Here is a 26,267-nt window from a genome sequence, read left to right on the forward strand (position 1 = left end):
TTCCGCGATCCTGCGTCACGGTTTGGGGCCCTGCCCCTCGTTGTCTTCCCACTTCAACAGCCTGCGGGTCACGAACCGGTACACCGGCTTGCCGGTGCGGAACCAGGCGTCGCGCACCCACGAGTGGCGCTTCAGCACGCGCCGTTCGACCGGCGTGAGCGATTCCGGACAATAGGTGCGCTTGTGCTTCAGCAGGTGGCGCAGGTCTTCACGGGCCAGCAGGCGCATCCAGCGCGAGCGGGGATGCCCGCGCACCGCCAGCTGGAAATCGATCACCGCGGGGCGGCCATCGGACAGCACCAGCCAGTTGGCTTCCTTGGCCAGGTCGTTGTGGGCGATACCACGGCGATGCACCTGCTGCAGCAATCGGCGGGCGGCGCGGAAGTACGCCAGGTCGCCACGCGGCGGCTTCTGGTACATCGCGGCGCCTTCCAGATAGCTGCGGTCCAGCCGCACGCCATCCCACCCCAGCAGCTGCGGGGTGGCCTCCAGGCCATCCAGCTGGCCGATGGCACGGGCCTCGCGGCGCGCGAGGCGCCACGCCGGGAAGCGCAACCACCATGGCGATGCGGACAGATCGCGCCGCACGAACACCCCGCGCGCATCGCGCATCAGGGCGATGCGACCGAAGCTGTCGGCCTTCAATGCGGCGATCTCGATGGGGGTCTGTGTGTCCACCCCGCCATTCTACTTGGCCGAAAGTGGCAGGCGCCGGTCATCTGCCGCCGCCTATAATCCGTGGATGAGTCCTTCCTGGTTCGACACCCTGCTGGCCTGGATCAGCGCGCATCCCGTGGCCGCGGGCCTGGTGATCTTCGCCATCGCCTTCTGCGATGCGGTCATCCTGCTGGGTGCGGTGGTGCCGGCGCTGCCGTTGATGTTCGCGGTGGGCGTGCTGGTGGGGCTGGGCGAGATATCGGGACCATATGCGGTGATCTGCGCGACGATCGGCGCACTGGTCGGTGATGCCACCAGTTACTGGGTGGGCCATCGCTTCGGGCCGCAGCTGCGCAACCACTGGCCATTCCGCAAGTATCCGCAGCTGCTGGACCGCGGCGAACTGCTGTTCCGCCGCAATGCGCTCAAGAGCATCCTGATCGCGCGCTTCGTGGGCCCCATCCGGCCCTTCGTTCCCGCCGTGGCGGGCATGCTGCGCATGCCCTTGCGGCGTTATGGCATGGCCAGCGGGCTGGCGTGCGTGGCCTGGGCGCTGTCGTTCCTGCTGCCGGGCTGGGTGCTGGGCCATGCCTACGACGCCGTGGCTGCCGTGGCCGGACGCCTGGGGCTGGTGCTGGGCCTGCTGCTTGTGGTGCTGGCGCTGGCGTGGGCGGGGGTGCTGTACACCTATCGCTGGTTCGCCGCGCATGCCGATGCGCTGTTGGCGCGCGCCATCGCGTGGTCGCATGCGCATCCAGTGCTGGGCCGGTATACCGGGGCGGTCTTCGATCCGAACCGGCGCGAATCGGTGCCGCTGGCGCTGCTGGCGATCCTGCTGCTGGCCATCGTGTGGGTGTGGTTCGCCTTCCTGATGATCGTCATCGGCCATGGCGAGCCGTTGATGATGGATCTGGCGGTCTACGAACTGATGCAGGCGCTGCGCAATCCGCTGGCCGACTATCCGCTGGCGGCCATCGCCTCGCTGGGCGACGAACAGGTGCTGGCGCCCGCCTCGCTGCTGGTGCTGCTGTACCTGTGCTGGCGCAAGCGCTGGATGGCGGCCGCGCACTGGTTGGCCGCACTGGCGTTCGGCCTGGCGCTGACCGCGTGGCTGGGCGCTTCCGTCGACATCCCCAAGCCCCCGAGCGTCAGCAGCGGCTTCGGGTTTCCGTCCATCGCGGTGACCATGTCCACCATTACGTTCGGGTTCTTCGCCGTGCTGATCGCCCGCGAGCTGCCCGGGCGCACGCGCGTGTGGCCTTACCTGGTGTCGGGCGTGGTGGTGGCGCTGATCGGCTTCGCCCGCATCTACTTGGGCGCGCACTGGCTCAGCGATGTGGTCGGCGGCATGCTGTTCGGGCTGGTCTGGCTGCTGGTGCTGGGCATCGCGTACCGGCGCCGCATGGTGCGTTCGTTCTGGATGAAGCCGTTGGCGTGGCTGTTCTACAGCGCGTTCGTGGTGGCCGCGCTGTGGCACGCCCCGCGCAACGTGGACACGATGCTGGCGCAGTTCCAGCCGCCGGTGATCGAACGCACGCTCTCATTGCAGGACTGGTGGCAGAGCGACTGGCAGTCGCTGCCCGCGCGGCGCAACGAGTTCGATGACGAGCAGCGCTGGCCGCTGGATGTCCAGGTCGCCGGACCGCTGGCACCGCTGCAGGCGAAGCTGGAAGCGGCCGGCTGGCGCGCGCAGACGCAGGCCGGCTGGGAGGAAGCGCTCAACCTGCTGGACAGCGATCTTCCCGACGCGGAGCAGCCCGTCCTGCCCGCCACGCTGGATACGCGCGCCGAAAGCCTGCTCATGTTGCGCCCGGGTGACCAACCCGGCGAAGTGCTGGTGCTGCGGCTCTGGCCCGCCGACACGCGCCTGCAACCCGGCAACGTGCCGCTGTGGATCGGCAGCGCGCAGGTCCTGCAGCAACAGCGCGCGTTCAACCTGATTCGCCTTTGGCGACCGCTTCGCGAGGCACGCACGGCGCTGGATGCCGTGAGCATCGCGACGACATCACTGGATCACCGGGTCGCCCCGCATCCGCAATCCGGGCTGCCCGTGCTGCGGATCTGCACGACGGACGTTGACGCACCGCGCTGAAGGCGCCGATCAGTCGATCCACTCCAGCAGGCGTTGCAGGCGGGCGTGGACATCATCTTCCTGCAGGACCGAGACGCGCTGCTCGGCCGTGATCGGCAACACCTGGGCAAGTCGCCACCCGACCCAGGCCGCATGCTCGAAGATGCGCGGCGGCAGCCCGTTCAGGTCGGTGCCCACCTTCTCCATCATGGTCTGCAGCAGCGTGCCCAGCAGGGCGTGCTCGGGACGCAGCGCCTCGTCATGGTCGGCGCTGAGCCACGCGACGTCGGCCATCACCAGTCCGTTGTCGCGCACCCGTGTGCGGACCACATGGAACCGTCGGTGGCCACGCACGCGCAGGGACAGCAGTCCGTCCTCGCCCATGTCGAAGTTCTCGATCAGCGCCTCGACACCGTACGCTGCGGGGGTGGCCGGGGCGCCGGATTCCCCGCCTTCGAGGATCAGGCAGACGCCGAAGCCCATGCCGGAACGCCCGCACTCCCGCACCAGGTCCAGATAGCGCCGTTCGAAGATGCGCAGGTCCATGGCGGCCCCAGGCAGCAGCACCTTGTGCAGCGGGAAGAGGGGGAGGCTCTGCGTCGTGTTCATGGCGGCATTTTACGTCGGGCCACCGGCCGCGAAAATGTAGCGCCCTGCAACGAAGACGGTCGCCCGCAGGCGACCGTCCGAAGCAGGCGCTGCGAAGGATTACTGACTCACGGCGCGGCGTGCATTGACCCGACCGGCGCCGAAAGTTTCGTCCTTGCCGGGCTTGCCCAGGTCATCCGAAGACGCGCGCAGGATGCGCTCGACCGCCTCGGGCGACAGCTCGCCGCCATGCTTGCCGACGATCAGCGCCGCCACGCCCGACACATGCGGGGCGGCCATGCTGGTGCCCGCCGACCAGCCATAGCCACCCGGTGACGTGGTGGTGCTCATCACCATGTCGAAGACCCAGCACGGCCGCGTGATGCCCTTCAGTGTGCAGTTCTCCTCGCCCGGGTAATCGAAGTTGCCGCCGGGCGCAGCGAAGTGGATCGCGGACTGGCCATAGTTGCTGTAGCTGGGGCGCACATCGAAGTCGGCGTTGAGCGGATTCTTCAGCCACGCCACAGGGCCCAGTGCGCTGACCGTGATCACGCCCGGGAGCTGGCCAGGGAAAGACCGCAGGTTGACCGCCGAACACGTGCCGTCGGTGTCGCAGACACGTCCACTGTCATGGTCGAGATCGCGGCCATCGTTGCCGGCAGATGCGACGACCGTGGCGTTCTGGCGGTTGGCGTAACGTACGGCGCGCGCGGTGGCATTGACGAGTTCGGCCACTTCCTTGCCGCCGACATCCAGGCCGCCATTCACGCCCAGACTCATGTTGATCACATCGGCACCGGCGTCGGCGGCATGCACGATCCCCTGCAGGATGGCGGCGAAGCTGCCGCTGCCCGTCTGCGGATCCAGCACTTTCACCGCAATCAGTTCGGCCTCCGGTGCGACGCCGATGGTGCCGATGCCATTGTCCGCGGCGCCGATGGTGCCCATCACATGCGTGCCATGCGTACTGCCCGCCGTGTTGCAGTACGTCTGCCCGGCCACGAAGGACGCCGACTTGGCCACGTTGAGGTTCGGGATGATGTCCACGTGCGCGCAGTACACGCCGGAATCCAGCACCGCCACGGTCGCACCCCGGCCGCGATAGCCTGCATTCCAGGCGCCTGCCGCATCGATGGCGGCATGTCCCCATTGCAGGTCGAAGAAGCGGTCGTCGTCGTTGGATACCGGCGGATTGACATAGAGCGGCGACACATCCTGCGGCGAGACCGGCAGGTCGAACTGGATCACTGCATCGGGCACCGCGGACCGCACGGCGGGAATCCTGGCGGCGCTCGCCACGAAGCCTGCACTGTGCGATTCCACGATGGCCACGCCGATCTGCGGCAGGCGCGCGACGATGCGGCCGCCGGCAGCCTCGACCTTGTGGGCAAGCTGCGTATCGAAACTGTTGGCATGGGCGGTGACGATGTAGGTGGCGGCCTGGGCCCCACTGCTGAATGCAACGAAGCCGAGGGCGATGCCGATCGCCCGGGTGAGTATCTGCATGGAATTCTCCTGGATTGCGGGTGATGCACGGCCTCGACCGTGCGTGCACGGAATCTAGCCTTCCGGAGAAAGCGCGCCCGCTACGTCAATCGCGCCGGGGACAGGCCAACTCACCGTCACGCCGCCATGATCGAAACTCGCCACGCATCCCGCGCGCGCAGAGACCCACGAAATACGGGCTGTTGCAGCCAAGGCAAGCCGATGCGGATCGCATCGGCAGCGTTCCCCACGCCACGGAGGTGCGTTCGCATGTCTTCGCTACTGTGACTAGTTCAACCAATAAATGCGTGAACAAGCGGTCACGGCATCAGGGTGCGGATGCGTCCAACGCCGCCAGGAACCGCCGCGGCGCGCCATCGAAACCGCCGTTGGACATGAACACCACGTGGTCGCCCGGCTGCACGATGTCTTTCAGTGCGACGATCAATGCATCGGCGTCGGGGACGGTGCGGGCATCGCCTCGGATCGCCGCGACCACCTTGCCCGCATCCCATGCCAGTTCCGGGCGATGCAGGAACACGACCGCATCGGCGATGTCCAGCGACGGTGCCAGTGCATCGGCGTGCGCACCCAGGCGCATCGAGTTGCTGCGCGGCTCCATCGCCACCACGATGCGCGCGGCACCCACTTTCGCGCGCAGCCCTTCCAGCGTGGTGTGGATGGCGGTGGGGTGGTGGGCGAAGTCGTCGTAGACGGTGGTACCCGCATGCTGGCCGATCACTTCCAACCGGCGCTTCACGCTGCGGAAGTCCGCCAGCGCGGGAATGACCGACGCAATGTCCACGCCCATCGCATGGCACGCCGCCAAGGCGGCCAGGCCGTTGAGCACGTTGTGCCGGCCGAGCATGGGCCAATGCACCTCGCCGATATCGGCACCGTTGTGGCGAACGACGAACGCGCTGCCATCCTCGCGGACCAGGCGCGCACTCCACTCCAGCGATACGTCGAAACCGAAGCGCTCCACCGGCGTCCAGCAGCCCATCGCCAGCACCTCGGCCAGGCGTGCGTCCTCGCCATTGACGATCAGGCGACCGCGCTGCGGCACGGTGCGCACCAGGTGGTGGAACTGCCGCTGGATGGCGGCCACGTCCGGGAAGATGTCGGCGTGGTCGTATTCCAGGTTGTTGAGGATGGCGACCAGCGGGCGGTAGTGGACGAACTTGCTGCGCTTGTCGAAGAAGGCGGTGTCGTACTCGTCGGCCTCGACGACGAACGCGCGCCCCTTGCCGATCCGCGCGGACACTCCGAAATCCTCGGCCACGCCGCCGATCAGGAACCCCGGCGAACGGCCCGCCGCTTCCAGCAGGTAGGTCAGGATGGTCGTGGTGGTGGTCTTGCCGTGCGTCCCCGCCACCGCCAGCGTGTCACGGCCGGGCAGCACGCGCTCTGACAACCACTGGGCACCGGAGGTGTACTGGCGACCGTCGTCCAACACCGCTTCGACAGCGGCATTGCCGCGGGAAAGCGCATTGCCCACCACGATCTCGTCGCAATCCGGCGAGATGTTCTGCGGCTGGTAGCCCTGTGCGAGGGCGATGCCCAGCGTTTCCAGCTGGGTGGACATGGGCGGGTAGATGGCCTGGTCGCTGCCTTCGACGGTGTGGCCGAGTTCGCGGGCCAGGGCGGCCACGCCGCCCATGAACGTGCCGGCAATGCCCAGGATATGGATCTTCAAGACTTCGTTTCCATGGTGACTGCGCAGACTTTAGCCGAGCGCGCCGCGTTCGGCACGCGTGCGGCGCGATTCAACGTGAAAAGCGCAGCGTTTCCAGGTCGATGCCGTCGGATTCGGCCCGCACCTGCAGTGTCTGCGGGCCGGCACGCAGCTGCAGGTCCACGGTCGCGCCCGGCTCGATCTCCGCGGCAGGTTGTCCGTCCAGCACCAGCGACAGGCGTCCGGCGCGCCGGGTGGCGGGCAGCAGGCGGTAGCGCCCTGGCTCGGTGACGGTGAAGGTGTACTTCAGCCATTCGCCCTTGCGCATGTCCGCGACGAACAGGCTGCCGTCCGCCGACTTGCCCAGGTCGACGCCGTCGTTGCGGTACGTCATCGCCGGATTCCATACCACGCGCTCGCCGCCATCGGAAATGTGCTGGTTGGCCGGCGTCAGGTCGTGGTAGGCCACGCCGTTGCGGCCCATGTCGAAATCCACCGCCGCGATCTGCCCACCCTGCGCGCCGATCACGTGCGGCCTGAACGGCAACGGGGCGTCCGCATGCGGTGCGCGGAACAGCGCATCGACCACATCCGGGTGCTGCACGTTGTTCTCGTAGCGCACGTCATGCGAGGCGAAGCGCATCAACGCAGCTTCGGCATCCTCCCGCGAAGGCCTCGGGCCTTCCCCCTTCCAGTACGCCAGCACCCGGCGGTAGCCGTCGTTGGGCACGACCTGCAACGGGTTGTTGTAGCGGATCTTCTTCAATGGCCACCACGCCCAGCCGATGCCCTCGCCTTCGACCAGCGCGACGGTACGGGCGAACCAGTCATTGGAATTCTCGCCCGTCTCGCCCAGCCACAGCGGCATGCGGTGCTTGTCGCGCAACGCCAACAACTCGGCGATGCTGTCGCGGGTGGTGACGTTCCAGTACTTGTGGAAGCTGATCACCAGGTTGTCGTCCCACGGACCGTCTTCCAGCACGCCACGGTAGTTGTTGCCCCAGCAGTTGCCCTCGATGACGATGATGTGGCGGGTGTCCACCTCGCGGATCGCGCGCGTGGTGCGCACCAGCAGGTCCTTCAGCGGCGCGTTGCCGTTCTCCTTGCAGCCATTGGTGTCGCTCTTGTCGGCGAAGCCCCAGTTCGGCTCGTTGATGATGTCGTACGCCGCGATGTACGGCTCGTCCCGGTAGCGCTGCGCCAGCTTCGTCCACAGCGCCACCATCTTGTCCTGGTGGCGCGAGTCGTCCCACAGCGAGGGCTGCGTGGGATCGCGGTCGGCGATGTTGTTGTCGTTGCCCTGCCCGCCCGGCGCGGCGTGCAGGTCGAGGATCAGGTATAGGTCGTTGGCCTTGGCCCAAGCCAGCAGTTCATCGGTGCGGCGGAAGCCTTCCTCCACCCAGGTCTGGCCACCGGCGACCGGCTCCTGTTCCACCGGCAGCGTGTACAGCGCGTAGTGCATCGGCAGGCGCACCGAATTGAAGCCCCAGCGCGCCATCGCGTCGATGTCGGCCCGTGTCGTGTGGTTGTCGCGCCAGGCCTGGTAGAACGCCTCCGCCTTTTCCGGCCCGATCAGGTCGGCGATGCGTGCGTGGATGCTGCGCTGCGTACCCACGCCGTCGATGTCCAGCATGTAGCCTTCCTGCAGCATCCAGCCGCCCAGGCCCATGCCGCGCAGGATCACCGGCTTGCCGGCTTCATCGACGATCCGGGTGCCCTGCGTACGCAGGAAGTCCTTGGCCTGCGCATACGGCATGACGGCCAAGCCGGCGAGCAGCAGCAGGGCGGTTCTCTTCATGGGGCGACGTTCCGGTGGTGGAGACCGAGCCGGACCATATCAGCCGTGCCCGCCGTGCGCGAAGCACGGCATCACACGTCGCGCGCCGTCACCGCGGGGTGGTAGGGGACACCACGAAAAAGCCCCGCCTGGGCGGGGCTTTCCGGAAACATCGGGGCGCGGCGAGCGTCAGCCGACTTCCTTTGCCGGCGACAGCGCCTCGATCAGGCGGCTGAACACCTCGTCCAGCGAACCCACGCCGTCCACGACGGTCAGCTGGCCGTGCTGGCGGTAGTAGTCGATCACCGGGGCGGTCTGGCTGGTGTACTTGTCCAGGCGGTTGCGCACCACCTCGGGCGTGTCGTCGTCGCGGCCTTCGGCGGCGGCGCGGCCTGCGATGCGCTCCACCAGCAGTTCGGCCGGCACTTCCAGCTGCACGGCGTAATCCATCGGCTGGCCGATCCGGGTGAGCAGCGTGCCCAGCGCGTCGGCCTGGGCCTGGTTGCGGGGGTAGCCGTCGAGGATGAACCCATTGGCGGTGTCGGGGCGGGCGAAACGGTCTTCCAGCATGCCCAGCAGGATCTCGTCGCTGACGAAGTCGCCGCGGGCCATGACTTCCTTGGCCTGCAGGCCCAGCGGGCTGCCGGCGGCCACTTCGGCGCGCAGCAGGTCACCGGTGGAGATGTGCGGTACCTGCAGGTATTCCTTCAGACGCGCTGCCTGAGTGCCCTTGCCCGACCCGGGGGGGCCCAGTAGAACCAATCGCATTGTGTAACTCCCGAACTAGAATCCTGCTGGCGGATGGCAGAACGGGCGCCCACGCGCCGCGCTGCACCGCGACATATGTGTGAAGCTTACCGCATCCCGGCAACGCGGAACGAACCCAAGATGGCTACAGGCACCCTACTTTATGCGCAGTCCGGCGGCGTCACCGCCGTCATCAATGCCTCCGCAGCGGCGGTCATCACCGAAGCCCGGTCCCGCAAGGTCAAGGTGCTGGCGGCCCGCAACGGCATCCTGGGCGCCCTGCGCGAGGAGCTGATCGACACCAGCAAGGAGTCGGCGGCGGCCATCCGCGCGCTGGCCCACACGCCGGGCGGCGCCTTCGGCAGCTGCCGCGTCAAGCTGAAATCGCTGGAGGCCGACCGGGCCAGGTACGAGCGCCTGCTGGCCGTGCTGAAAGCGCACGACGTGCGCTACTTCCTCTACAACGGCGGCAACGACTCGGCGGATACCGCCTGGAAGGTGTCGCAGCTGGCGCAGGCCTTCGACTACCCGCTGACCTGCATCGGCGTACCGAAGACGGTCGACAACGACCTGGCCGTCACCGACACCTGCCCGGGTTTCGGTTCGGCCGCCAAGTACACCGCCGTGTCGGTGCGCGAAGCCGCGCTGGACGTGGCCGCGATGGCCGAGACCTCGACCAAGGTCTTCGTCTACGAGGCCATGGGCCGCCACGCCGGCTGGCTGGCCGCCGCGGCCGGGCTGGCGGGCGACCACGCGGACGTCGCGCCGCACCTGATCCTGTTCCCGGAACGCCCCTACGACGAGGCTGATTTCCTCAAGCAGGTCAAGAAGACCGTGGACCGCGTGGGCTGGTGCGTGGTGGTGGCCAGCGAAGGCATCCAGCACGCCGACGGCCGTTTCGTCGCCGACGCCGGTGGTGGCAAGGACTCGTTCGGGCATACGCAGCTGGGCGGCGTGGCTTCGTTTCTGGCCGGTCGCGTCAAGGACGAACTGGGCATGAAGGTGCACTGGACCCTGCCCGACTACCTGCAGCGTTCCGCGCGCCACATCGCCTCGAAGACCGACTGGGAGCAGGCGCAGGCCGTCGGCAAGGCCGCGGTGCAGTTCGCCCTGAAAGGACAGAACGCGGTGATGCCGGTGATCGTCCGCACCTCGGATGCCCCATTCCGCTGGAAGATCGAGGCCGCACCGCTCAGCAAGGTGGCCAACCACGAGAAGAAGTTCCCGCCCGCCTTCATCCGCAAGGACGGCTACGGCATCACCCCGGCTGCGCGGAAGTACCTGCAGCCGCTGATCCGCGGCGAAGCCTATCCCCCCTACGGTACCGACGGCCTGCCCAAATACGTGTCGCTGAAGAACGTGGCGGTGAAGAAGAAGTTGCCTGCCTGGGAGGGCTGATCGCCTGATGGGCATCCGCATCGTCCGCCTAGGCAGTCCGCGCGCGGAGAACGAAGGCCTGCGCATCGGCACGGTGCGCAGGCCGCCACGTGGCGTGCCGAAGGCGGCGTTCGCGGTGCAGGACTGGTATGACGTGTGGTACCCGAATCTCGCCCCGAGTGCGGAGCTGGTGAAACAGGCGCAGGTCGCGCAGACAGCAAAGGACTGGGCCACGTTCGCAAAGAGGTACAGGGCCGAGATGGCTGCGCCCGAGAATGCGAAAACCCTTGACGTGCTGGCGGCCCTTTCGCACCAGACGAACTTCTCTGTCGGCTGCTACTGCGAGGATGAGGCACGCTGCCACCGCTCGGTGCTGCGCGAGCTGCTCCGCGACCACGGCGCCTGCCTCTCACCTTAAAACCTCTCACGTTACGGAAGCTTGGCGACGGCCGGCCGATGCGCTAGCGTAACGGTCAGGGGGAACACCATGCATCGTGCAGCGAACGGTATCGCCGCCAGCCTGTTCGGGTTGGCGTTGTCAGGGACGTGTCATGCACAGGAAGCGGCGGCGCTGACGCCACACGCGCCCGCGGGCGCGCCCGCGCCCGCGCCCGCGCCCGCGCCGACCCTACCCCATGACGGATCCGCACCCGCCTGCTGCGTACTGGCGGATGGCACCATCGTGACTTTCGAATTGCTCGACCCGATCAGTTCGGCGCGCGCCCAGCGCGGTGAGCACTTCCGCATGAGACTGATCGAAGGCTTGGCCGTGCAGGGCGTCACCGTCGTGCCTGCCGGCACCGAAGGCGTGGGCGAAATCGTGCATGCCGAACGGTCGCGCGGCGGCGGCAAGCCCGGCGAACTGCTCTTGGCGGCCCGTCACCTGCAACTGCGCGACCGCGTGATCAAGCTGCGGGGATTCAAGCTGGGCGGAAGCGGTCGGGATACCAGCCATGTCGCCGTCGGCCTCGCCGTGGCCATCGGCCCCTTCGCGCAGTTCGTCCACGGCAAGGAAATCGAGATACCGGCGCACACCACCGGCACCGCGAAACTGGGCGAAACCGTGCAACTGCTCCCCTCTACCGATGCCCTGCTAGCGCCTTCCACGGTATTGCCCTCGGCGACGCCCGCCACCGATCCCCCGCAGAACACCCCCGCATCTACCGACCCATCCACTCTCGAGGAGTAATGCCCATGCGTCACCCGTTGAACCGCACCTGCTTATTGTTCGCCCTCCTGTTGCCCGCTGCCGTGCAGGCCCAGGACGCGACCGCGCCTGCCGCAAGCGAGCAAGCCGTCGCCGCCACCGCCGCCGACACGCCGGCCGCCGCTGCGGTACCTGCGCCGCTCGCCAACGGCCTGATCGCCGCACCGCCGGAGGGCAAGGGGCAGATCGTGTTCTTCCGCGAGAAGAAGTTCGCCGGCGCCGCCGTCCGCTACAAGGTGCGCGAAGGCGAGACCGAACTGGGCAAGCTCAGCAGCGGTAGTTACTTCGTCCACGTGACCGAGCCCGGCGCGCACCAGTACACGGTGCACTCGGAAGCCAAGGACGTGCTGAACATCGAAGTGGAAGCGGGTGAAACCTACTACGTGCTGGGTTCGGTCACGATGGGCATCTTCGCCGGTCGTCCGAACCTGTCGCCGTCGGACGAAGCCATCTTTTCGGGCATGTCCAAAGACCTGAAGGTCGCCAAGTAGGCGGACGAGGGTTCCCGCGCATCGCCACGACCGAGGGTGTCGAGGGCGATGCGCGTCCTGCCGGAACCAGGCACGTCCACTGTCCCAGGTGGAGCCATGACGTTGGGCACGCATGCCGATCGCCCATTGGGACTAGAGTGCGCGTGTTCCGGTCGGACCACGCGAGGAAATCGTCATGGCCAAGAAGATCCTGATAGGCATGCTGTCCGTCGCCATCGCCTGCGCCATCGCCAGCGCGGGCTACGCATTCGGCAGGCACCTGGCGCAACGGGACGGTGCGCCGGGAACTTCCAGCGTGCGACCGGCACCGTGAGCAGCCCTATGAAACGCCACATTGCGCTCAGGCGAGACACATGATGCAACTGATTTCCGAACTGAGGGCATTGGAGAGCGAACTCCACCATCCCGGTGCAGCCTGCACGCGGGACAAGCTCGAAAGCCTGCTGCATCCGGAGTTCCACGAGGTGGCACGTTCGGGGCGACGCTATACGCGCCAGATCGTCATCGATTATCTGGCAGCACGCACGCAGATTGCCCCTGTCGTCAACGAGGCCCATCAGTTGCAGACACTGGCGCCCGATTGGGCGTTGCTGACCTATCGCTCGGAAGAAATCGCCCACGACGGCACGCGTTTCAACGCGGCGCTACGCGCCTCACTGTGGACGCGCACGCCAGCAGGCTGGCAACTCTTCTACCACCACGGCACGCCTGAGCACCTCGGCTCCTGACTCGGGCGATCCACCCGCATCAGCGGCAGGCCTTCCCTTCCACCGTCATCTGCGCGGCAAACAGGGGCACCTGGGGCACGTTGCCGGCAGCGGCCTGCTGCTTGGCGTCTTCCAGATAGACGCGCGCCTGGCCTTGGGCGTCCAGCGTGGGTTTGGCGCTGGCGACGGGCTTGCGCCACACGCGCACAACCGCCTGCTGCGACGGGCATGCGGCATTGGGCACCCGGATCTCGTCGTTGAAGGTCCAGCCCTTGGCCGTGGAAGGCTGCGCCTTGGCGAAGTCCACGAAGCGCGCACGCGGCTGGCATTGCGGACTGGTGCGCACCACGCCGTAGCGGTAGGGCTGGGCGGCATCGCCGGTGAAGGCGCCTTCCATCCGCGCGCAGGCCTCCGGGATCTGGCGAAGGCTGTGCACCGCGCCCACCGCCTGGGCGGTGATGGGGGCACGCTTGATCTCGGGCACCGGATCGGCTGCGAGGACGAGCGGGGAACACCCCAGCCAGAGGCCGGCAACCGCCAGTGCAACAGGGGCCGTCATTCGCATCGGGAACTCCTTCGGACATTCAGGCCGCAAAGGCTGGCATGGCCCGGCTGAACCGCCCCGTCACCGCTGGCGGGCCGCCCACCATCCGGTCATACTCGGGCCGGCTCCAGGGATTTGTCTGAACACGTCGGGTTTCGCGCTGCAGGGCATCGCAGCGGTCGAGTGCGCTCAATCGTTCAACAAGGCTCCACCGGGATTGGGTTGCACGTTCATGCGTTCGCTGGACTTCATCCATCAACCTTGGGAGGGGTCATGCTGGAACAACATGGTTTGACGCTCGCGCTGATCTGCGCGGCGGTGGCAATCATCTACGGCGTGGTGTCCGCGCGCTGGATCCTGAAGCAACCCGCGGGCAATGCCCGCATGCAGGAAATCGCGGCCGCCGTGCAGGAAGGCGCCAGCGCCTATCTCAACCGGCAGTACACCACCATCGGCATCGCCGGCGTGGTGCTGTTCGTCCTGATCGGATTCTTCCTCAACTGGCCCAGCGCGATCGGCTTCCTGATCGGCGCGGTGCTGTCCGGTGCCGCGGGCTACATCGGCATGAACGTGTCGGTGCGCGCGAACGTTCGCACGGCCGAAGCGGCCAGCAAGGGCATGGGCGCGGCGATGGACGTGGCGTTCCGCGGCGGTGCGATCACCGGCATGCTGGTCGTGGGCCTGGGCCTGCTGGGCGTGGTCGGCTATTTTGCGGTGCTGCACCTGCACCTGGGCTACTCCGAGGCCGACGCGCTGCACGCGCTGGTGGGCCTGGCCTTCGGCTCGTCGCTGATCTCGATCTTCGCCCGCCTGGGCGGCGGCATCTTCACCAAGGGCGCCGACGTCGGCGCGGACCTGGTGGGCAAGGTGGAAGCCGGCATCCCCGAGGATGATCCGCGCAACCCCGCCGTGATCGCCGACAACGTGGGCGACAACGTGGGCGACTGCGCCGGCATGGCGGCGGACCTGTTCGAAACCTACGCCGTCACCATCATCGCCACGATGCTGCTGGGCAGCCTGATGGCGGCACAGGCCGGCGAGAACGCCGTGCTTTACCCGCTGGTGCTGGGTGGCGTGTCGATCATCGCCTCCATCATCGGCGCGTTCTTCGTCAAGGTGAAGGCAGGCGGCTCCATCATGGGCGCGCTGTACAAGGGCGTGATCGTGTCGGCGGTGCTGGCGGCCATCGCGTTCTACCCCATCACCACGCAGCTGATGTCCGATTCGTCGTATGGCGCGATGAACCTGTACTTCTGCGCGCTGGTCGGCCTGGTGCTGACCGGGGTGATCGTGTGGATCACCGAGTACTACACCGGCACGCAGTACAAGCCGGTCCAGCACGTCGCCGCGGCGTCGACCACGGGCCACGGCACCAACATCATCGCCGGCCTCGGCGTGTCGATGCGTTCGACCGCATGGCCGGTGGTGGCGGTGTGCGCCGCCATCCTCGGCGCCTACGCGCTGGGCGGCCTGTACGGCATCGCGATCGCCGCGACCGCCATGCTGTCGATGGCCGGCATGATCGTGGCGCTGGATGCGTACGGCCCGATCACCGACAACGCCGGCGGCATCGCGGAGATGGCGGAACTGCCGCCGGAAATCCGCAACATCACGGATCCACTGGATGCCGTGGGCAACACCACCAAGGCCGTGACCAAGGGCTACGCCATCGGCTCGGCCGCGCTGGCCGCGCTGGTGTTGTTCGCCGACTACACGCACAACCTGCAGACCGCCAACCCCGGCGTGGCGTTCACCTTCGACCTGTCCAACCACCTGGTGATCGTCGGGCTACTGATCGGCGGCCTGATTCCCTACCTGTTCGGTGCGATGGCGATGGAAGCCGTCGGCCGCGCCGCGGGCAGCGTGGTGGAGGAAGTACGCCGTCAGTTCCGCGAGATCCCCGGCATCATGGAAGGCACCGGCAAGCCTGACTACAGCAAGGCGGTCGACCTGCTGACCAAGTCGGCGATCAAGGAAATGATCGTGCCCTCGCTGCTGCCGGTCGCAGTACCGATCGTGGTCGGCCTGCTGCTGGGGCCGCAGGCGCTGGGTGGGCTGCTGATCGGCACCATCGTCACCGGCCTCTTCGTGGCCATTTCGATGACCACCGGCGGTGGCGCCTGGGACAATGCCAAGAAGTACATCGAGGACGGCCACCACGGCGGCAAGGGCAGCGAGGCGCACAAGGCCGCCGTCACCGGCGACACCGTTGGCGACCCGTACAAGGACACTGCCGGCCCCGCCATCAACCCGCTGATCAAGATCATCAACATCGTCGCACTGCTGCTGGTGCCGGTGCTGCCGGTGAACGGCTGGCTGGGCGATGCCTCGGGGGCCGCGGCGCCGCACGCGTCGGCGCCGATCGCCGCGGGCGAACTGCTGGACGCACGGCTGGCGAAGGTCTATTTCGACACCAGCTCGGCCGTGGTGCCGGCGGATACCAGCGCGCGGATGGCCAGCGTGCTGGGCACCCTGCATGCCGACCCGGACGTGGTCGCGCACGTGTCCGGCTACCACGACGCCAGCGGCGACCTGGCCGCCAACCAGGAACTGGCCAAGCAGCGCGCGCAGGCGATCCAGCAATGGCTGGTGGTCAACGGCGTGGACGCGGAACGCATCACCCTGGAGAAGCCGGTGCAGACCGAAGGCAACGGCAGCGCGGATGCCGCGCGCCGCGTGGAAGTGAAGATCGAATGAGGCCTGCCTCGGCCTGAAACGGGAAAGGCGGCCGCTGGCCGCCTTTCTTTTTTCCTCAGCGTGGCATCACGGCCCCGGCTGCAAGGCCACCACCCTGACGTTGAAGTCCTTGCAGGCATCGTCCACGCAGATGCCGTTCACCCAGGCTTCGCCGTTGCCGAACATCACGCCCTTGTAGTTGACCATCAGCTGCGAGTACTTCTGCGTGGTGATGGCGCGCGCGATGTCGGGGGTGACGATGCGGTCGTACTCGCGTGCGAATTCCGCCGCGTCCGCGATCTTGAGGGGCTTGCCGTCGCGCACGGTATCGAACGGGTAGTCGACCAGCGCCGCCACCGCCGCGGCGTCGCGTGCCGCGACGGCCTGCTGCAGCTGGCGGATCACCGGTTCATAGCGCGCGTGGTCGCCCAGCGCATCATCGATGGCCTGGTTGACGGCGGTCGGGTCGTCCGGGGTGGCGGCGGCATCGGCAGGTACCGCGGAGGCTTCAGCCACAGGCGGCGCAGGCGGTGTGGTCGCCTTCGCCTCCGCGGGCGCAACGGCGGGCGCTTCGGGCGGGACACTTGCAGTCGGCTTGCAGGCAACCAGCAACAGCAACGCGGTGACAGCGATCTGCTTGTTCATCGTGTGCATCCTGAAAGAAGTGGGGCGCGGAGACGATCCATCCGTGCACGGCGCAGGAACCTGCGGTGCGCAGGCATGGTAACCATGCCGCCGTACCGGCGTCCGTTCGGGATTCGTTATGCGCCCGACTGTCTCAGGACAGCGCGTCGGCCAGCACCTGCCGGCCCACCGCCACCGCTTCGGCATCCGCCGGCGCCAGCGTTTCGCCGCGTGCCTCGGCCTGCTGCTTCAGGTACACCGGGCAGTGCTCCATCATGTAGTCCACGTCGAACTTCATGCGCTCCACCAGGAAGTCGACGAATGCACGCACCTTGGGCGACTGTACGTGCCCGCGCGGGAACACCGCGTTGAAGTCGTACTCCTGCCCGGCCCATCCGGCCAGCACGCGCTGCAGGTTGCCCTGCTCCAGGTACGGCTTGACCATCACGTCCGCACCGATCATCAGGCCCTCTCCGCACAACAGCGCACCCTTGAGCGCGGCCGGATCGTTCGCCACCAGGATCGGATTGATCGGATAGTCCTGCTCGCCGTTGGCATCGCGCAGCGTCCACACGAAGCCGTTGCCGCGCCGGTTCTTCGGCATGGCCAGCACGCGATGGTGCTGCAGATCGTTCGGGTGCAGCGGTTCGCCATGGCGGGCCAGGTACTTGGGACTGGCATAGACCTGCGTGCGCAGCGTGCTGAGACGGCGCGCCACCAGGTTGGAATCGGGAAGGTTGCCGATGCGCAACGCCACGTCGATCTCGCCACCGATCAGGTCCAGGGTGTCGTTGGCCAGCAGCATTTCCACCCGCACTTCGGGATACTGGGAATGGAATTCGCCCAGCAGCGGCGCGATCTTGTCGATGCCGATGGAATACGGCGCGGTGAACCGCAGCCAGCCGCGCGGGCCGCCCTGCAGCTGGCTCACGGCGCTCTCGGCTTCGCTCAGCTCGCGCGCGATGCGCTGGCAGTGCTCGTAGTAGATGTTGCCTGCCTCGGTGAGGCCCAGCTTGCGGGTGGTCCGGTGCAGCAGTTGCGCACCCAGGCGGGTTTCGAGTTCCTGCACCTTGCGGCTGACGGTGGTCTTGGGCAGGCGCAGTGCGTTCGCGGCGGCGATGAAACTGCCCTGTTCAACCACCTTGACGAAGATCAGGGTGTCGTTGAGATCGTGGCTCATCGGGATGTCTCGGCTGGGGCGGACCACATTGGACCGCTGACGGGATGATTATTCCCCTTAATCAGGACTAATCAAGTCCTCATTGCGGGCGTAACGTGACGACCTGTCCCCCGTCACCCGAGTTGCTGCCATGTTGCTGGCCCGCCTCTTCCACGCCCTCGACCGCACCACACCCGCCTCGGAAGTCCTGCCTTCGCTGGCGAGTGCGGGGCTGAACCACTTGAAGTCACAGGGTTTCGCCGGCCCGTGGGCGTCACGCCGGCAGCAGTCGGGCGGTGCCCCGCGCTCGGGCTCCTCCCTCGGGCCTCTGGGTACGTATTCCGGGATTATCCCGAAGACGGGAGTATTCATCCCATGAACGGGACATTCGCGTATGACGTTCCGACCAGCGGCAGCTGCCTGAAGGTGCTGCTGCAGGATCAGGCAATCCATGGGCAGGATCCGGATATCACCACGGGCGCACCGGCCGGCAAGCTTTCCGCCATGCCCTCCCCCTCTCCCTTCCAGCGCCTGGCGCGCTGGTCCGCGCAGCTGTTCCGCACGCTGGCCGGCCCGTCGTCTCCCTCCCCCGCGACGGGCCGGTCCACCGTGCGCCTGCCGGTGTCCGGCAGGTCGCTGGGCTTCCGCGAGTTCACCGCGCCGCGCCGCGCCCTGTCTGCAGCCGCGTTGCCGCTGCGGGTGAAGTCGGCCGCCTTCAGCACGCGCATCGTGTCGCGCCGCGAAGGACGTGCCTCGTGAACACCGCGCTCACCCCAGGCGCCCTGGTGCTCGGTGCCGGCGGCACGGTCGGCTTCGGCGTGGTCGGTGCATTGCTGGAGGCCGGCAGCCCGGTGTTCGCGGTGGGCCGCGACGGCCCGCGCATGGCCGCGCTGGCCGAACACTTCGCCGACGAGCCCGGCCTGGAACTGCTGCACTCGCCCTGTATCCATGATGACCGCGAGGCCGCGCGCTTGGCCGACCAGGTCCGTGCGCGCGGGCGTCCGCTGCGGGCGGTGTTCGCCAGCATCGGCACGCCCCTGCAGAGCGGCCGCCTGCTGGACCAGCCGGCGTCGCTGCTGCTGGAGAAGCTGGAAGCCGACCTGATCCCGCACCTGGCCGCGGCGCGCCACCTCATTCCGCTGCTGGCGGAGAACAACGCCGGCACCGCGCACTACGTGCTGATCGGCGGACCGTATGCGGAACGCGGCTGGTCGGGTTACGGCCACGCGTCGGTGACCGGCGCCGCGATGCGGATGCTGACGCAGGTGCTGCATGAGGAAGCCAACGGCCTGGGCGTGCGCGTACAGCTGCTGTCGGTCGACAAACCGATCTGCACGCCGGACAACCTGGTGAATGCCTGCGCCGAATGGCCGAATGCCCTGGCGGTGGGTCGCAGCGCGGTATCGCTGCTGACGCGCACGAAGGAAGCCGCCAAGCCGATCGTGCCGTACTCCGCCCGCGATGCCGCGCCGCCCGACACCATGCTGGCGTCGGATGTCGAAGACGCGCTTTGGGCCGTGGCCGGTGTCCGTCGCAACGGACGCACCTCCGCATGATGTCACGGCCCAACGCCCTGCCACGTCCTTGCCTGCATCGGCGACATCGCGCGCACGGGCTTGACCTCAACCGGACTTCAGGCCGCATCTTCCCGCCCACTGTTTTCAGTACCCCGCCCTCTCCCCCACGAGACCACCACCCATGAACTCGAATCTCTCTCCGCTTGTCCGTTCACGACGCCTGCTGGCGCTGGGCGCCTTCAGCGCGCTGGCGCTGGCCGTGCTTGCCGGCTGCAGTGGCCAGGCCGCCGAACAGGGCGCACCGCCGCCGCCCGCGGTCAGCGTGGCCGCCGTGCCGGTGAAGACCGTCAGCCAGTGGGACGAATTCAGCGGCCGCGTCGAAGCCGTCGAAAGCGTCGACCTGCGTCCGCGCGTGTCGGGCTACATCGAACGCGTCAACTACGACGAAGGCCAGGAAGTGAAGAAGGGCGACGTGCTCTTCACCATCGACTCGCGCAGCTACCGTGCCGAGCTTTCCCGTGCACAGGCCGAACTGGCGCGTGCACGCACGCTGGCCGAACTGGGCCGCAGCGAGGCTTCGCGCGCCAAGCGCCTGTCCGACATGCAGGCACTGTCCACCGAGGAATACGAACAGCGCCGCGCCAACGCCGACCAGGCGCAGGCGAACGTCGCCGCCGCCCAGGCGGCGGTGGAGACGGCCCGACTGAACCTGGAATGGACCCAGGTGCGCGCGCCCATCGATGGCCGTGCCGGCCGCGCGCTGGTCACCGCCGGCAACCTGGTCAGCGCCGGCGATGCCGCCAGCGTGCTGACCACGCTGGTGTCGCTGGACAAGGTGCACGTGCACTTCGATGCCGACGAACGCGCGTTCCTGCGCTACGCCGAGATGGAGCGCAAGGGCGAGCGCCCGAGCGAACGCAACGGCCAGGTGCCGGTGCAGGTCGCGCTGGTCGACGAGGAAGGCTTCCCGCACACGGGCGTCGTGGACTTCCTGGACAACCAGGTGGATCGCAGCACCGGCACCATCCGCGCCCGCGCCCTGCTGGACAACGCCGACCGCCGCTTCACGCCGGGCCTGTACGCCCGCGTGCGCCTGCTGGGCAGCGGCGAGTTCAAGGCTGCGCTGGTGGACGACAAGGCCGTGCTGACCGACCAGGACCGCAAGTACGTGTACGTGGTTGACAAGGAAGGCAAGGCGCAGCGTCGCGACGTGCAGCTGGGCCGCACCATCGATGGACTGCGCATCGTCGAGAAGGGCCTGACGGCCGGCGACAGGGTGATCGTGGTCGGCGTGCAGAAGGTGTTCTTCCCCGGCATGCCGGTGAACGCCAAGGTCGTCGCGATGGGCGCGGCCGAGACGCCGCCGCCCGCCGTCGCCGCCGCGAACTGATCCACGCCACATCGCTCTGTTTCCCCACCTCCTTCCGCGTGAGCGGCGGGAGGACGGGGCGCTCTTTCCTTCCTTCCAGGAAATCCACCCATGGACTTCTCAAGATTCTTCATTGACAGGCCGATCTTCGCGGCGGTGCTGTCGATCGTGATCTTCGCCGCCGGCCTGATCTCGATCCCGATGCTGCCCATCGGCGAATACCCCGAAGTGGTACCGCCCTCGGTGATGGTGCGCACCGTCTATCCCGGCGCCAATCCCAAGGTGATCGCCGAAACCGTGGCCACGCCACTGGAAGAGGCCATCAACGGCGTCGAGGACATGATGTACGTCAAGTCCGTCGCCGGCTCCGACGGCGTGCTGCAGCTGACCGTCACCTTCCGCCCGGGCACCGATGCGGACGAAGCGGCCGTGCGCGTGCAGAACCGCGTCGCGCAGGCGCTGGCGCGCCTGCCGGAGGACGTGCGCCGCCAGGGCGTGACCACGCAGAAGCAGTCACCAGTCTTCCTGATGGTGGTGCACCTGGTCTCGAAGGACGGCAAGTACGATTCGCTGTACCTGCGCAACTACATGCGCCTGCACGTGAAGGACGAACTGGCGCGCATCCCCGGCGTCGGCGACGCGCAGGCGTTCGGCGGTGGCGACTACGCCATGCGCATCTGGCTGGACCCGGACAAGGTGGCCGCGCGCGGCATGACCGCCGGTGACGTGCTGGCGGCGGTGCGCGAGCAGAACGTGCAGGTCTCCGCCGGCCAACTGGGCGCCGAGCCGATGCCCAACGGCAGCGATTTCCTGCTGCCCATCAATGCGAAGGGCCGCCTGGAATCGGTCGAGGAATTTGGCGACATCGTGCTGAAGAGCGGCACCGACGGCGAGATCGTGCGCCTGGCCGACGTGGCCCGCATCGAACTGGCCGCCGGCGACTACACCCTGCGCGCCCGCCTCAACGGCATGAATGCCTCCGCCATCGGCATCTTCCAGGCCCCCGGCGCCAATGCGCTGGAAATCCGCGATGCGGTGATGGGCAAGATGGAAGAGATCCGCAAGACCCTGCCGCCGGGCGTGGAAATCACTTCGGTCTACGACACCACCGTGTTCGTGCGCGACTCCATCAAGGCCGTCATCACCACCCTGCTGGAAGCCACGCTGCTGGTGGTGCTGGTGGTGATCCTGTTCCTGCAGACCTGGCGCGCTTCCATCATCCCGCTGATCGCGGTGCCGGTGTCGGTGGTGGGTACGTTCGCCGTGCTGTACGTGCTGGGCTTCTCCATCAACACACTGACGCTGTTCGGCCTGGTGCTGGCCATCGGCATCGTGGTGGACGACGCCATCGTGGTGGTGGAGAACGTCGAACGCTACATCGAACAGGGCATGACGCCGCTGGCCGCGGCGCACCAGGCCATGAAGGAAGTCTCCGGCCCCATCATCGCCATCGCGCTGGTGCTGTGCGCGGTGTTCGTGCCGATGGCGTTCCTGACCGGCGTGACCGGCCAGTTCTACAAGCAGTTCGCGGTGACCATCGCCATTTCCACGGTGATCTCCGCGATCAACTCGCTGACGCTGTCGCCGGCGCTGGCCGCCATGCTGCTGAAGCCGCACGACGCGCCGAAGGATGCGCTGTCGCGCATGATCGACCGCACGTTCGGCTGGCTGTTCCGTCCGTTCAACCGCTTCTTCAAGCGCAGTTCGGAAGGCTATGAGCGCTCGGTCTCGCGCAGCCTGGGCCGCCGTGGCCTGGTGTTCGCGGTGTACGCGGTGCTGCTGATCGGCGCGGGCGTGATGTTCAAGGCGGTACCGGCCGGCTTCATCCCGGTGCAGGACAAGCTGTACCTGATCGCCGGCGTGAAGATGCCGGAAGGCGCCTCCATCGAGCGCACCGACGCGGTGCTGAAGAAGATGGCCAAGATGGCGATGGAAGTGGAAGGCGTGCAGGACGAGATCGCGTTCCCCGGCCTGAACCCGCTGCAGTTCACCAATACCCCGAACAGCGGCGTGGTGTTCTTCAACCTGAAGCCCTTCGGCGAGCGCAAGAACAGCGCCGAGCAGATCACCGCCGAGCTCAACCAGAAGTTCGCCGGCATCGAGGAAGGCTTCACCTTCGCCTTCATGCCGCCGCCGATCCAGGGCCTGGGCAATGGTTCGGGCTACTCGCTGTTCATCGAGGACCGCACGCGCCTGGGTTACGGCGAACTGCAGAGCGCGGTGCAGGCGTTCCAGGGTGCGGCGTCCCAGACGCCAGGCATGGGCTTCCCGATCAGCAGCTACCAGGCCAACGTGCCGCAGCTGGATGCCGAGGTGGACCGCGTCAAGGCGAAGGCACAGGGCGTGCCGCTGACCCAGCTGTTCGACACGCTGCAGACCTACCTGGGTTCGGCCTACGTCAACGACTTCAACATGTTCGGCCGTACCTGGCAGGTGATCGCGCAGGCCGACGGCACGTTCCGCGACGACGTCGAGGACATCGCCAACCTGCGCACGCGCAATGCCAACGGCGAGATGGTGCCGATCGGCAGCATGGTGAACATCAAGCAGACCTATGGCCCGGACCCGGTGATCCGCTTCAACGGCTATCCGGCCGCCGACATCCTGGGTGATGCCGATCCGCGCATGCTGTCCTCGGCCGAAGCGATGGCCAAGGTCACCGAACTGGCCGAGCAGGTGCTGCCGACCGGCATGGGCATCGACTGGAGCGACCTGAGCTACCAGCAGGCGACGCAGGGCAAGGCCGCGCTGGTGGTGTTCCCGCTGGCGGTGCTGCTGGCCTTCCTGGTGCTGGCCGCGCTGTACGAAAGCTGGACCCTGCCGCTGGCGGTGATCCTGATCGTGCCGATGACGCTGCTGTCCGCGCTGTTCGGCGTGTGGCTGACCGGCGGCGACAACAACGTGTTCGTGCAGGTGGGCCTGGTGGTGCTGATGGGCCTGGCGTGCAAGAACGCCATCCTGATCGTCGAGTTCGCCCGCGAGCTGGAACTGCAGGGCAAGAGCATCATCGAATCGGCCCTGGAGGCCTGCCGCCTGCGCCTGCGCCCCATCATCATGACCTCGGTGGCCTTCATCGCCGGCACGGTGCCGCTGGTGCTGTCCACCGGTGCGGGCGCGGAAGTGCGTTCGGCCACGGGCATCACGGTGTTCGCCGGCATGCTGGGCGTGACGCTGTTCGGCCTGTTCCTGACGCCGGTGTTCTACGTGGCCCTGCGCAAGCTGGCCAACCGTCCGCTCGTTTCCCATGCGCCGGCCAATGAAGCCGTCGCGTCCCACTGACACTTTCCCCATCCAAGAGGCAATGCCATGAACACGTCCTCCAACAGCACGTCCTCCAACAGCGCGTCCTCCAACAGCACGTCATCCAAGATCGCGCTGGTCACCGGCGCCACCCGCGGCATCGGCCGCGAAACCGTCCGCCAGCTGGCCGAAGCCGGCGTGCACACCATCCTCGCCGGCCGCAACCGCGAGAAGGCCGTCGAAGCCACGCTCGACCTGCAGGCCCAGGGCCTGCCGGTGGAAGCGATCGCGCTGGACGTCACCGACCCGGCCAGCATCGCCGCCGCCGTCAAGGAAGTCGAACAGCGCCACGGCAAGCTCGACATCCTGGTCAACAACGCTGGCATCCTGGTCGACGACGCCACCAAGGGCGTGTCGGGCCAGTCGCTGGAGACCTGGCGCACCACGTTCGACACCAACGTGTTCGGCCTGATCGAAACCACCCAGGCCTTCCTGCCGCTGCTGCGCAAGTCCGACGCGGGCCGCATCGTCAACGTCTCCAGCCTGCTGGGCTCGATCTCCGAGCACCAGAACCCGGCGTCCTTCATCTACGAGTTCAAGGGCGTGCCTGCGTACAACGTGTCCAAGAGCGCGGTGAACGCCTGGACGGTGCACCTGGCGCACGAGCTGAAGGACACCGGCATCAAGGTCAACACCATCCACCCGGGCTACGTGCAGACCGACATGAACAAGTCCGGCGACCAGCAGAACGGCGAACTCTCCGTGCCCGAGGGCGCGCGCACCAGCGTGCAGCTGGCGCTGATCGGCAACGATGGCCCCACCGGCGGCTATTACTACTTCGACCAGGTGCTGCCATGGTGATCCGCTCGCTCGTCATCGGCATCGCGACGGCGCTGCTGGCCGGCTGCGTGACGGTGGGTCCCGACTACGTGGCGCCGGCAACGGCGCCCGTGGTGGTGCGGAACGCGGTGGCCGCCGACTTCACCGCCGACCATCCCATCGCCACCTGGTGGGGCCAGTTCGACGACCCGGTGCTCGACCAGCTGGTGCGCGAATCGCTGCTGGCCAATCCGGACGTGCGCATCGCCGTGTCGCGCGTCAACCAGGCACGCGCGGTGTTCAGCGAGCGCCGGCTGGACCTGGCACCGCACGTCACCGCCGGCGTGGAAGGCACCCGCACCAAGCAGCCGGTCGAAGGCCAGGGCCGCGTGGAGACCGACAGCTACAGTGCGGGCTTCGATGCGGCGTGGGAACTGGATCTGTTCGGTCGCGTGCGCCGCAGTGCCGAGGCGGCGCATGCCGACCTGCAGGCGCAGCGCAACGAATTGCAGGCCGCGCAGGTGACCGTCGCGGCGGAAGTGGCGCGCAACTATTTCGAACTGCGCGGTACCCAGAAGCGCCTCGACGTGGCCCGCCGGATCCTGACCAGCCTGGGCGAGACGCAACGCCTGACCGAATCCCAGTTCGAACTCGGCGCCGGCAGCCAGCTGGAAGTGCAGAGCAGCCTGGCCCGGGTCAAGGCCGTGGAAGCCGAGGTGCCGGCGCTGGAAGCCAGCGAAGGCGAATCACGCCATCGCCTGGCGGTGCTGGTCGGCAAGCGTCCCGGTGAGATCGATGTCCTGCTGGCCCCGCGCGAGGCGCCCGCCTTCGCCAAGGCACTGCCGATCGGCGACACCACCGACGTGCTGCGCCAGCGGCCCGACGTGCGTGCCGCCGAACGCCGGCTCGCGGCCGCCACGGCGCGCATCGGCGTCGCCACGGCCGACCTGTTCCCGCGGGTCAGCCTGCGCGGCTTCATCGGTTTCCTGTCCGGTGGCTGGGGCAACCTGGTCAACGGCGACAACCGTGCCTGGCAGGTGACCCCGTCGATCAGCTGGGCCGCCTTCGACATGGGCAGCGTGCGTGCGCGGTTGCGTGCGAGCGAAGCCCAGGCCGACGGCGTGGCGGCGGAGTACGAGAAGGCCGTGCTGGCCGCGCTGGAAGATACCGAAAACGCACTGCTGTCCTATGCCAAGCGCCAAGCGCAGCTGAAATTGCGGCTGGAACAATCCGTTGCCGCGCGCCGGGCAGCAGAGCTGGCCGAAGTCCGGTATCGTGCCGGCTCGTCGGACTTCCTCACCCTGCTGGATGCACAGCGCTCGCAGCTGGCTGCGGACGATGCGCTCGCGCAGGCCGAGGCGGGGGTCAATGTCGGGGTAGTGGCCATCTACAAGTCGCTGGGCGGCGGAGGCGAGCAGGACATCGCACCCGCGCTGGCGGCGCAGCCGTAGCCGGCCATCACCCGCATTTCGCACCTCCCCTGCAATAAAACCCGTCACTCCGTAATGACCGCGCCTGCGGGCGCGGTTCCTTTCCC

General features: G+C 67.6%; 23 protein-coding genes and 1 pseudogene. 15 read left to right on the top strand and 9 right to left on the bottom strand.

The window, feature by feature from the left end; all coding sequences use genetic code 11:
* Positions 1 to 15: 15 nt before the first annotated feature.
* Positions 16 to 660, bottom strand: coding sequence for a protein kinase family protein (locus tag OVA13_RS10815; protein ID WP_267793512.1), 645 nt, complete (start codon positions 658 to 660; stop codon positions 16 to 18).
* A gap of 82 nt (positions 661 to 742) precedes the next feature.
* Between OVA13_RS10815 and OVA13_RS10820 the strand changes: the two genes are divergently transcribed.
* Entirely contained in the window at positions 743 to 2,749 is a 2,007-nt protein-coding gene (locus tag OVA13_RS10820) for a bifunctional DedA family/phosphatase PAP2 family protein (RefSeq protein ID WP_267790489.1), read from the top strand.
* Positions 2,750 to 2,758: 9 nt separating this feature from the next.
* Here the strand turns inward: OVA13_RS10820 and OVA13_RS10825 are convergent, their stop codons facing one another.
* From OVA13_RS10825 to OVA13_RS10845, 5 genes are all read right to left on the bottom strand, one after another.
* Complete coding sequence (locus OVA13_RS10825) at positions 2,759 to 3,337, bottom strand: LON peptidase substrate-binding domain-containing protein (RefSeq protein WP_267790490.1); 579 nt, start codon at positions 3,335 to 3,337, stop codon at positions 2,759 to 2,761.
* 99 nt (positions 3,338 to 3,436) lie between these two features.
* Positions 3,437 to 4,822 carry a S8 family peptidase gene (locus tag OVA13_RS10830; RefSeq protein ID WP_267790491.1) on the bottom strand — a complete coding sequence of 462 codons (1,386 nt, stop codon included), beginning with the start codon at positions 4,820 to 4,822 and terminating at the stop codon, positions 3,437 to 3,439.
* A 307-nt stretch (positions 4,823 to 5,129) separates the two neighbouring features.
* The gene (gene mpl / locus OVA13_RS10835) at positions 5,130 to 6,497 is read right to left on the bottom strand and encodes a UDP-N-acetylmuramate:L-alanyl-gamma-D-glutamyl-meso-diaminopimelate ligase (protein WP_267790492.1); all 1,368 of its coding nucleotides are present in this window, start codon (positions 6,495 to 6,497) and stop codon (positions 5,130 to 5,132) included.
* A gap of 70 nt (positions 6,498 to 6,567) precedes the next feature.
* Positions 6,568 to 8,274, bottom strand: a complete 1,707-nt coding sequence (locus OVA13_RS10840) for a cellulase family glycosylhydrolase (protein ID WP_267790493.1) — start codon at positions 8,272 to 8,274, stop codon at positions 6,568 to 6,570.
* A 168-nt stretch (positions 8,275 to 8,442) separates the two neighbouring features.
* Positions 8,443 to 9,021 carry an adenylate kinase gene (locus OVA13_RS10845; protein ID WP_267790494.1) on the bottom strand — a complete coding sequence of 193 codons (579 nt, stop codon included), beginning with the start codon at positions 9,019 to 9,021 and terminating at the stop codon, positions 8,443 to 8,445.
* 120 nt (positions 9,022 to 9,141) lie between these two features.
* On the opposite strand from OVA13_RS10845, the gene OVA13_RS10850 reads away from it, so the two are divergent.
* The 6 genes from OVA13_RS10850 to OVA13_RS10875 all read left to right on the top strand — a co-directional run bounded on the left by OVA13_RS10850 (position 9,142) and on the right by OVA13_RS10875 (position 12,803).
* Positions 9,142 to 10,398: a 6-phosphofructokinase gene (locus OVA13_RS10850; RefSeq protein WP_267790495.1), complete on the top strand. Its 1,257-nt coding sequence runs from the start codon at positions 9,142 to 9,144 to the stop codon at positions 10,396 to 10,398.
* Between the two features lie 7 nt (positions 10,399 to 10,405).
* The gene (locus OVA13_RS10855; protein ID WP_267790496.1) at positions 10,406 to 10,795 is read left to right on the top strand and encodes a DUF488 domain-containing protein; all 390 of its coding nucleotides are present in this window, start codon (positions 10,406 to 10,408) and stop codon (positions 10,793 to 10,795) included.
* A gap of 69 nt (positions 10,796 to 10,864) precedes the next feature.
* Complete coding sequence (locus OVA13_RS10860) at positions 10,865 to 11,566, top strand: hypothetical protein (protein WP_267790497.1); 702 nt, start codon at positions 10,865 to 10,867, stop codon at positions 11,564 to 11,566.
* A gap of 5 nt (positions 11,567 to 11,571) precedes the next feature.
* Positions 11,572 to 12,075 (top strand): DUF2846 domain-containing protein, encoded by a 504-nt coding sequence (locus OVA13_RS10865; RefSeq protein ID WP_267790498.1) that lies wholly within the window; start codon positions 11,572 to 11,574, stop codon positions 12,073 to 12,075.
* A gap of 175 nt (positions 12,076 to 12,250) precedes the next feature.
* Positions 12,251 to 12,388 (top strand): hypothetical protein, encoded by a 138-nt coding sequence (locus tag OVA13_RS10870; RefSeq protein ID WP_267790499.1) that lies wholly within the window; start codon positions 12,251 to 12,253, stop codon positions 12,386 to 12,388.
* A gap of 40 nt (positions 12,389 to 12,428) precedes the next feature.
* Positions 12,429 to 12,803, top strand: coding sequence for a nuclear transport factor 2 family protein (locus tag OVA13_RS10875; protein WP_267790500.1), 375 nt, complete (start codon positions 12,429 to 12,431; stop codon positions 12,801 to 12,803).
* Positions 12,804 to 12,822: 19 nt separating this feature from the next.
* Here the strand turns inward: OVA13_RS10875 and OVA13_RS10880 are convergent, their stop codons facing one another.
* Positions 12,823 to 13,341, bottom strand: a complete 519-nt coding sequence (locus OVA13_RS10880) for a hypothetical protein (protein ID WP_267790501.1) — start codon at positions 13,339 to 13,341, stop codon at positions 12,823 to 12,825.
* A gap of 258 nt (positions 13,342 to 13,599) precedes the next feature.
* Between OVA13_RS10880 and OVA13_RS10885 the strand changes: the two are divergent.
* Both OVA13_RS10885 and OVA13_RS10890 read left to right on the top strand, forming a co-directional pair.
* Positions 13,600 to 15,627 (top strand): annotated as a pseudogene (locus OVA13_RS10885) (sodium-translocating pyrophosphatase); the annotation flags it as partial.
* A gap of 3 nt (positions 15,628 to 15,630) precedes the next feature.
* Entirely contained in the window at positions 15,631 to 16,023 is a 393-nt protein-coding gene (locus OVA13_RS10890) for an OmpA family protein (RefSeq protein WP_267793513.1), read from the top strand.
* A 66-nt stretch (positions 16,024 to 16,089) separates the two neighbouring features.
* Here OVA13_RS10890 and OVA13_RS10895 read toward each other — a convergent pair whose 3' ends face one another.
* Both OVA13_RS10895 and OVA13_RS10900 read right to left on the bottom strand, forming a co-directional pair.
* Complete coding sequence (locus OVA13_RS10895) at positions 16,090 to 16,647, bottom strand: hypothetical protein (RefSeq protein ID WP_267790502.1); 558 nt, start codon at positions 16,645 to 16,647, stop codon at positions 16,090 to 16,092.
* 133 nt (positions 16,648 to 16,780) lie between these two features.
* A complete protein-coding gene (locus tag OVA13_RS10900) occupies positions 16,781 to 17,806 on the bottom strand; it encodes a LysR family transcriptional regulator (RefSeq protein WP_267790503.1) in 1,026 nt (341 codons plus the stop codon).
* Positions 17,807 to 18,160: 354 nt separating this feature from the next.
* Between OVA13_RS10900 and OVA13_RS10905 the strand changes: the two genes are divergently transcribed.
* The 6 genes from OVA13_RS10905 (at position 18,161) to OVA13_RS10930 (ending at position 26,181) form a co-directional block, all read left to right on the top strand.
* Complete coding sequence (locus OVA13_RS10905; protein ID WP_267790504.1) at positions 18,161 to 18,544, top strand: hypothetical protein; 384 nt, start codon at positions 18,161 to 18,163, stop codon at positions 18,542 to 18,544.
* On the top strand, positions 18,541 to 19,341 hold the full coding sequence (locus tag OVA13_RS10910) for an SDR family NAD(P)-dependent oxidoreductase (RefSeq protein ID WP_267790505.1): 801 nt from the start codon (positions 18,541 to 18,543) through the stop codon (positions 19,339 to 19,341). Before OVA13_RS10905 ends, OVA13_RS10910 begins: the two co-directional genes overlap by 4 nt.
* Before the next feature lie 142 nt (positions 19,342 to 19,483).
* Positions 19,484 to 20,692, top strand: a complete 1,209-nt coding sequence (locus OVA13_RS10915) for an efflux RND transporter periplasmic adaptor subunit (protein ID WP_267790506.1) — start codon at positions 19,484 to 19,486, stop codon at positions 20,690 to 20,692.
* Positions 20,693 to 20,782: 90 nt separating this feature from the next.
* Positions 20,783 to 23,950, top strand: a complete 3,168-nt coding sequence (locus tag OVA13_RS10920) for an efflux RND transporter permease subunit (RefSeq protein WP_267790507.1) — start codon at positions 20,783 to 20,785, stop codon at positions 23,948 to 23,950.
* Between the two features lie 27 nt (positions 23,951 to 23,977).
* On the top strand, positions 23,978 to 24,772 hold the full coding sequence (locus OVA13_RS10925; protein ID WP_267790508.1) for an SDR family oxidoreductase: 795 nt from the start codon (positions 23,978 to 23,980) through the stop codon (positions 24,770 to 24,772).
* Positions 24,766 to 26,181, top strand: coding sequence for an efflux transporter outer membrane subunit (locus tag OVA13_RS10930; protein WP_267790509.1), 1,416 nt, complete (start codon positions 24,766 to 24,768; stop codon positions 26,179 to 26,181). Before OVA13_RS10925 ends, OVA13_RS10930 begins: the two co-directional genes overlap by 7 nt.
* The last annotated feature ends 86 nt before the right edge of the window (positions 26,182 to 26,267 follow it).

Origin of the sequence: Pseudoxanthomonas sp. SL93 (assembly GCF_026625825.1) — a bacterium.
Lineage (GTDB): Bacteria > Pseudomonadota > Gammaproteobacteria > Xanthomonadales > Xanthomonadaceae > Pseudoxanthomonas_A.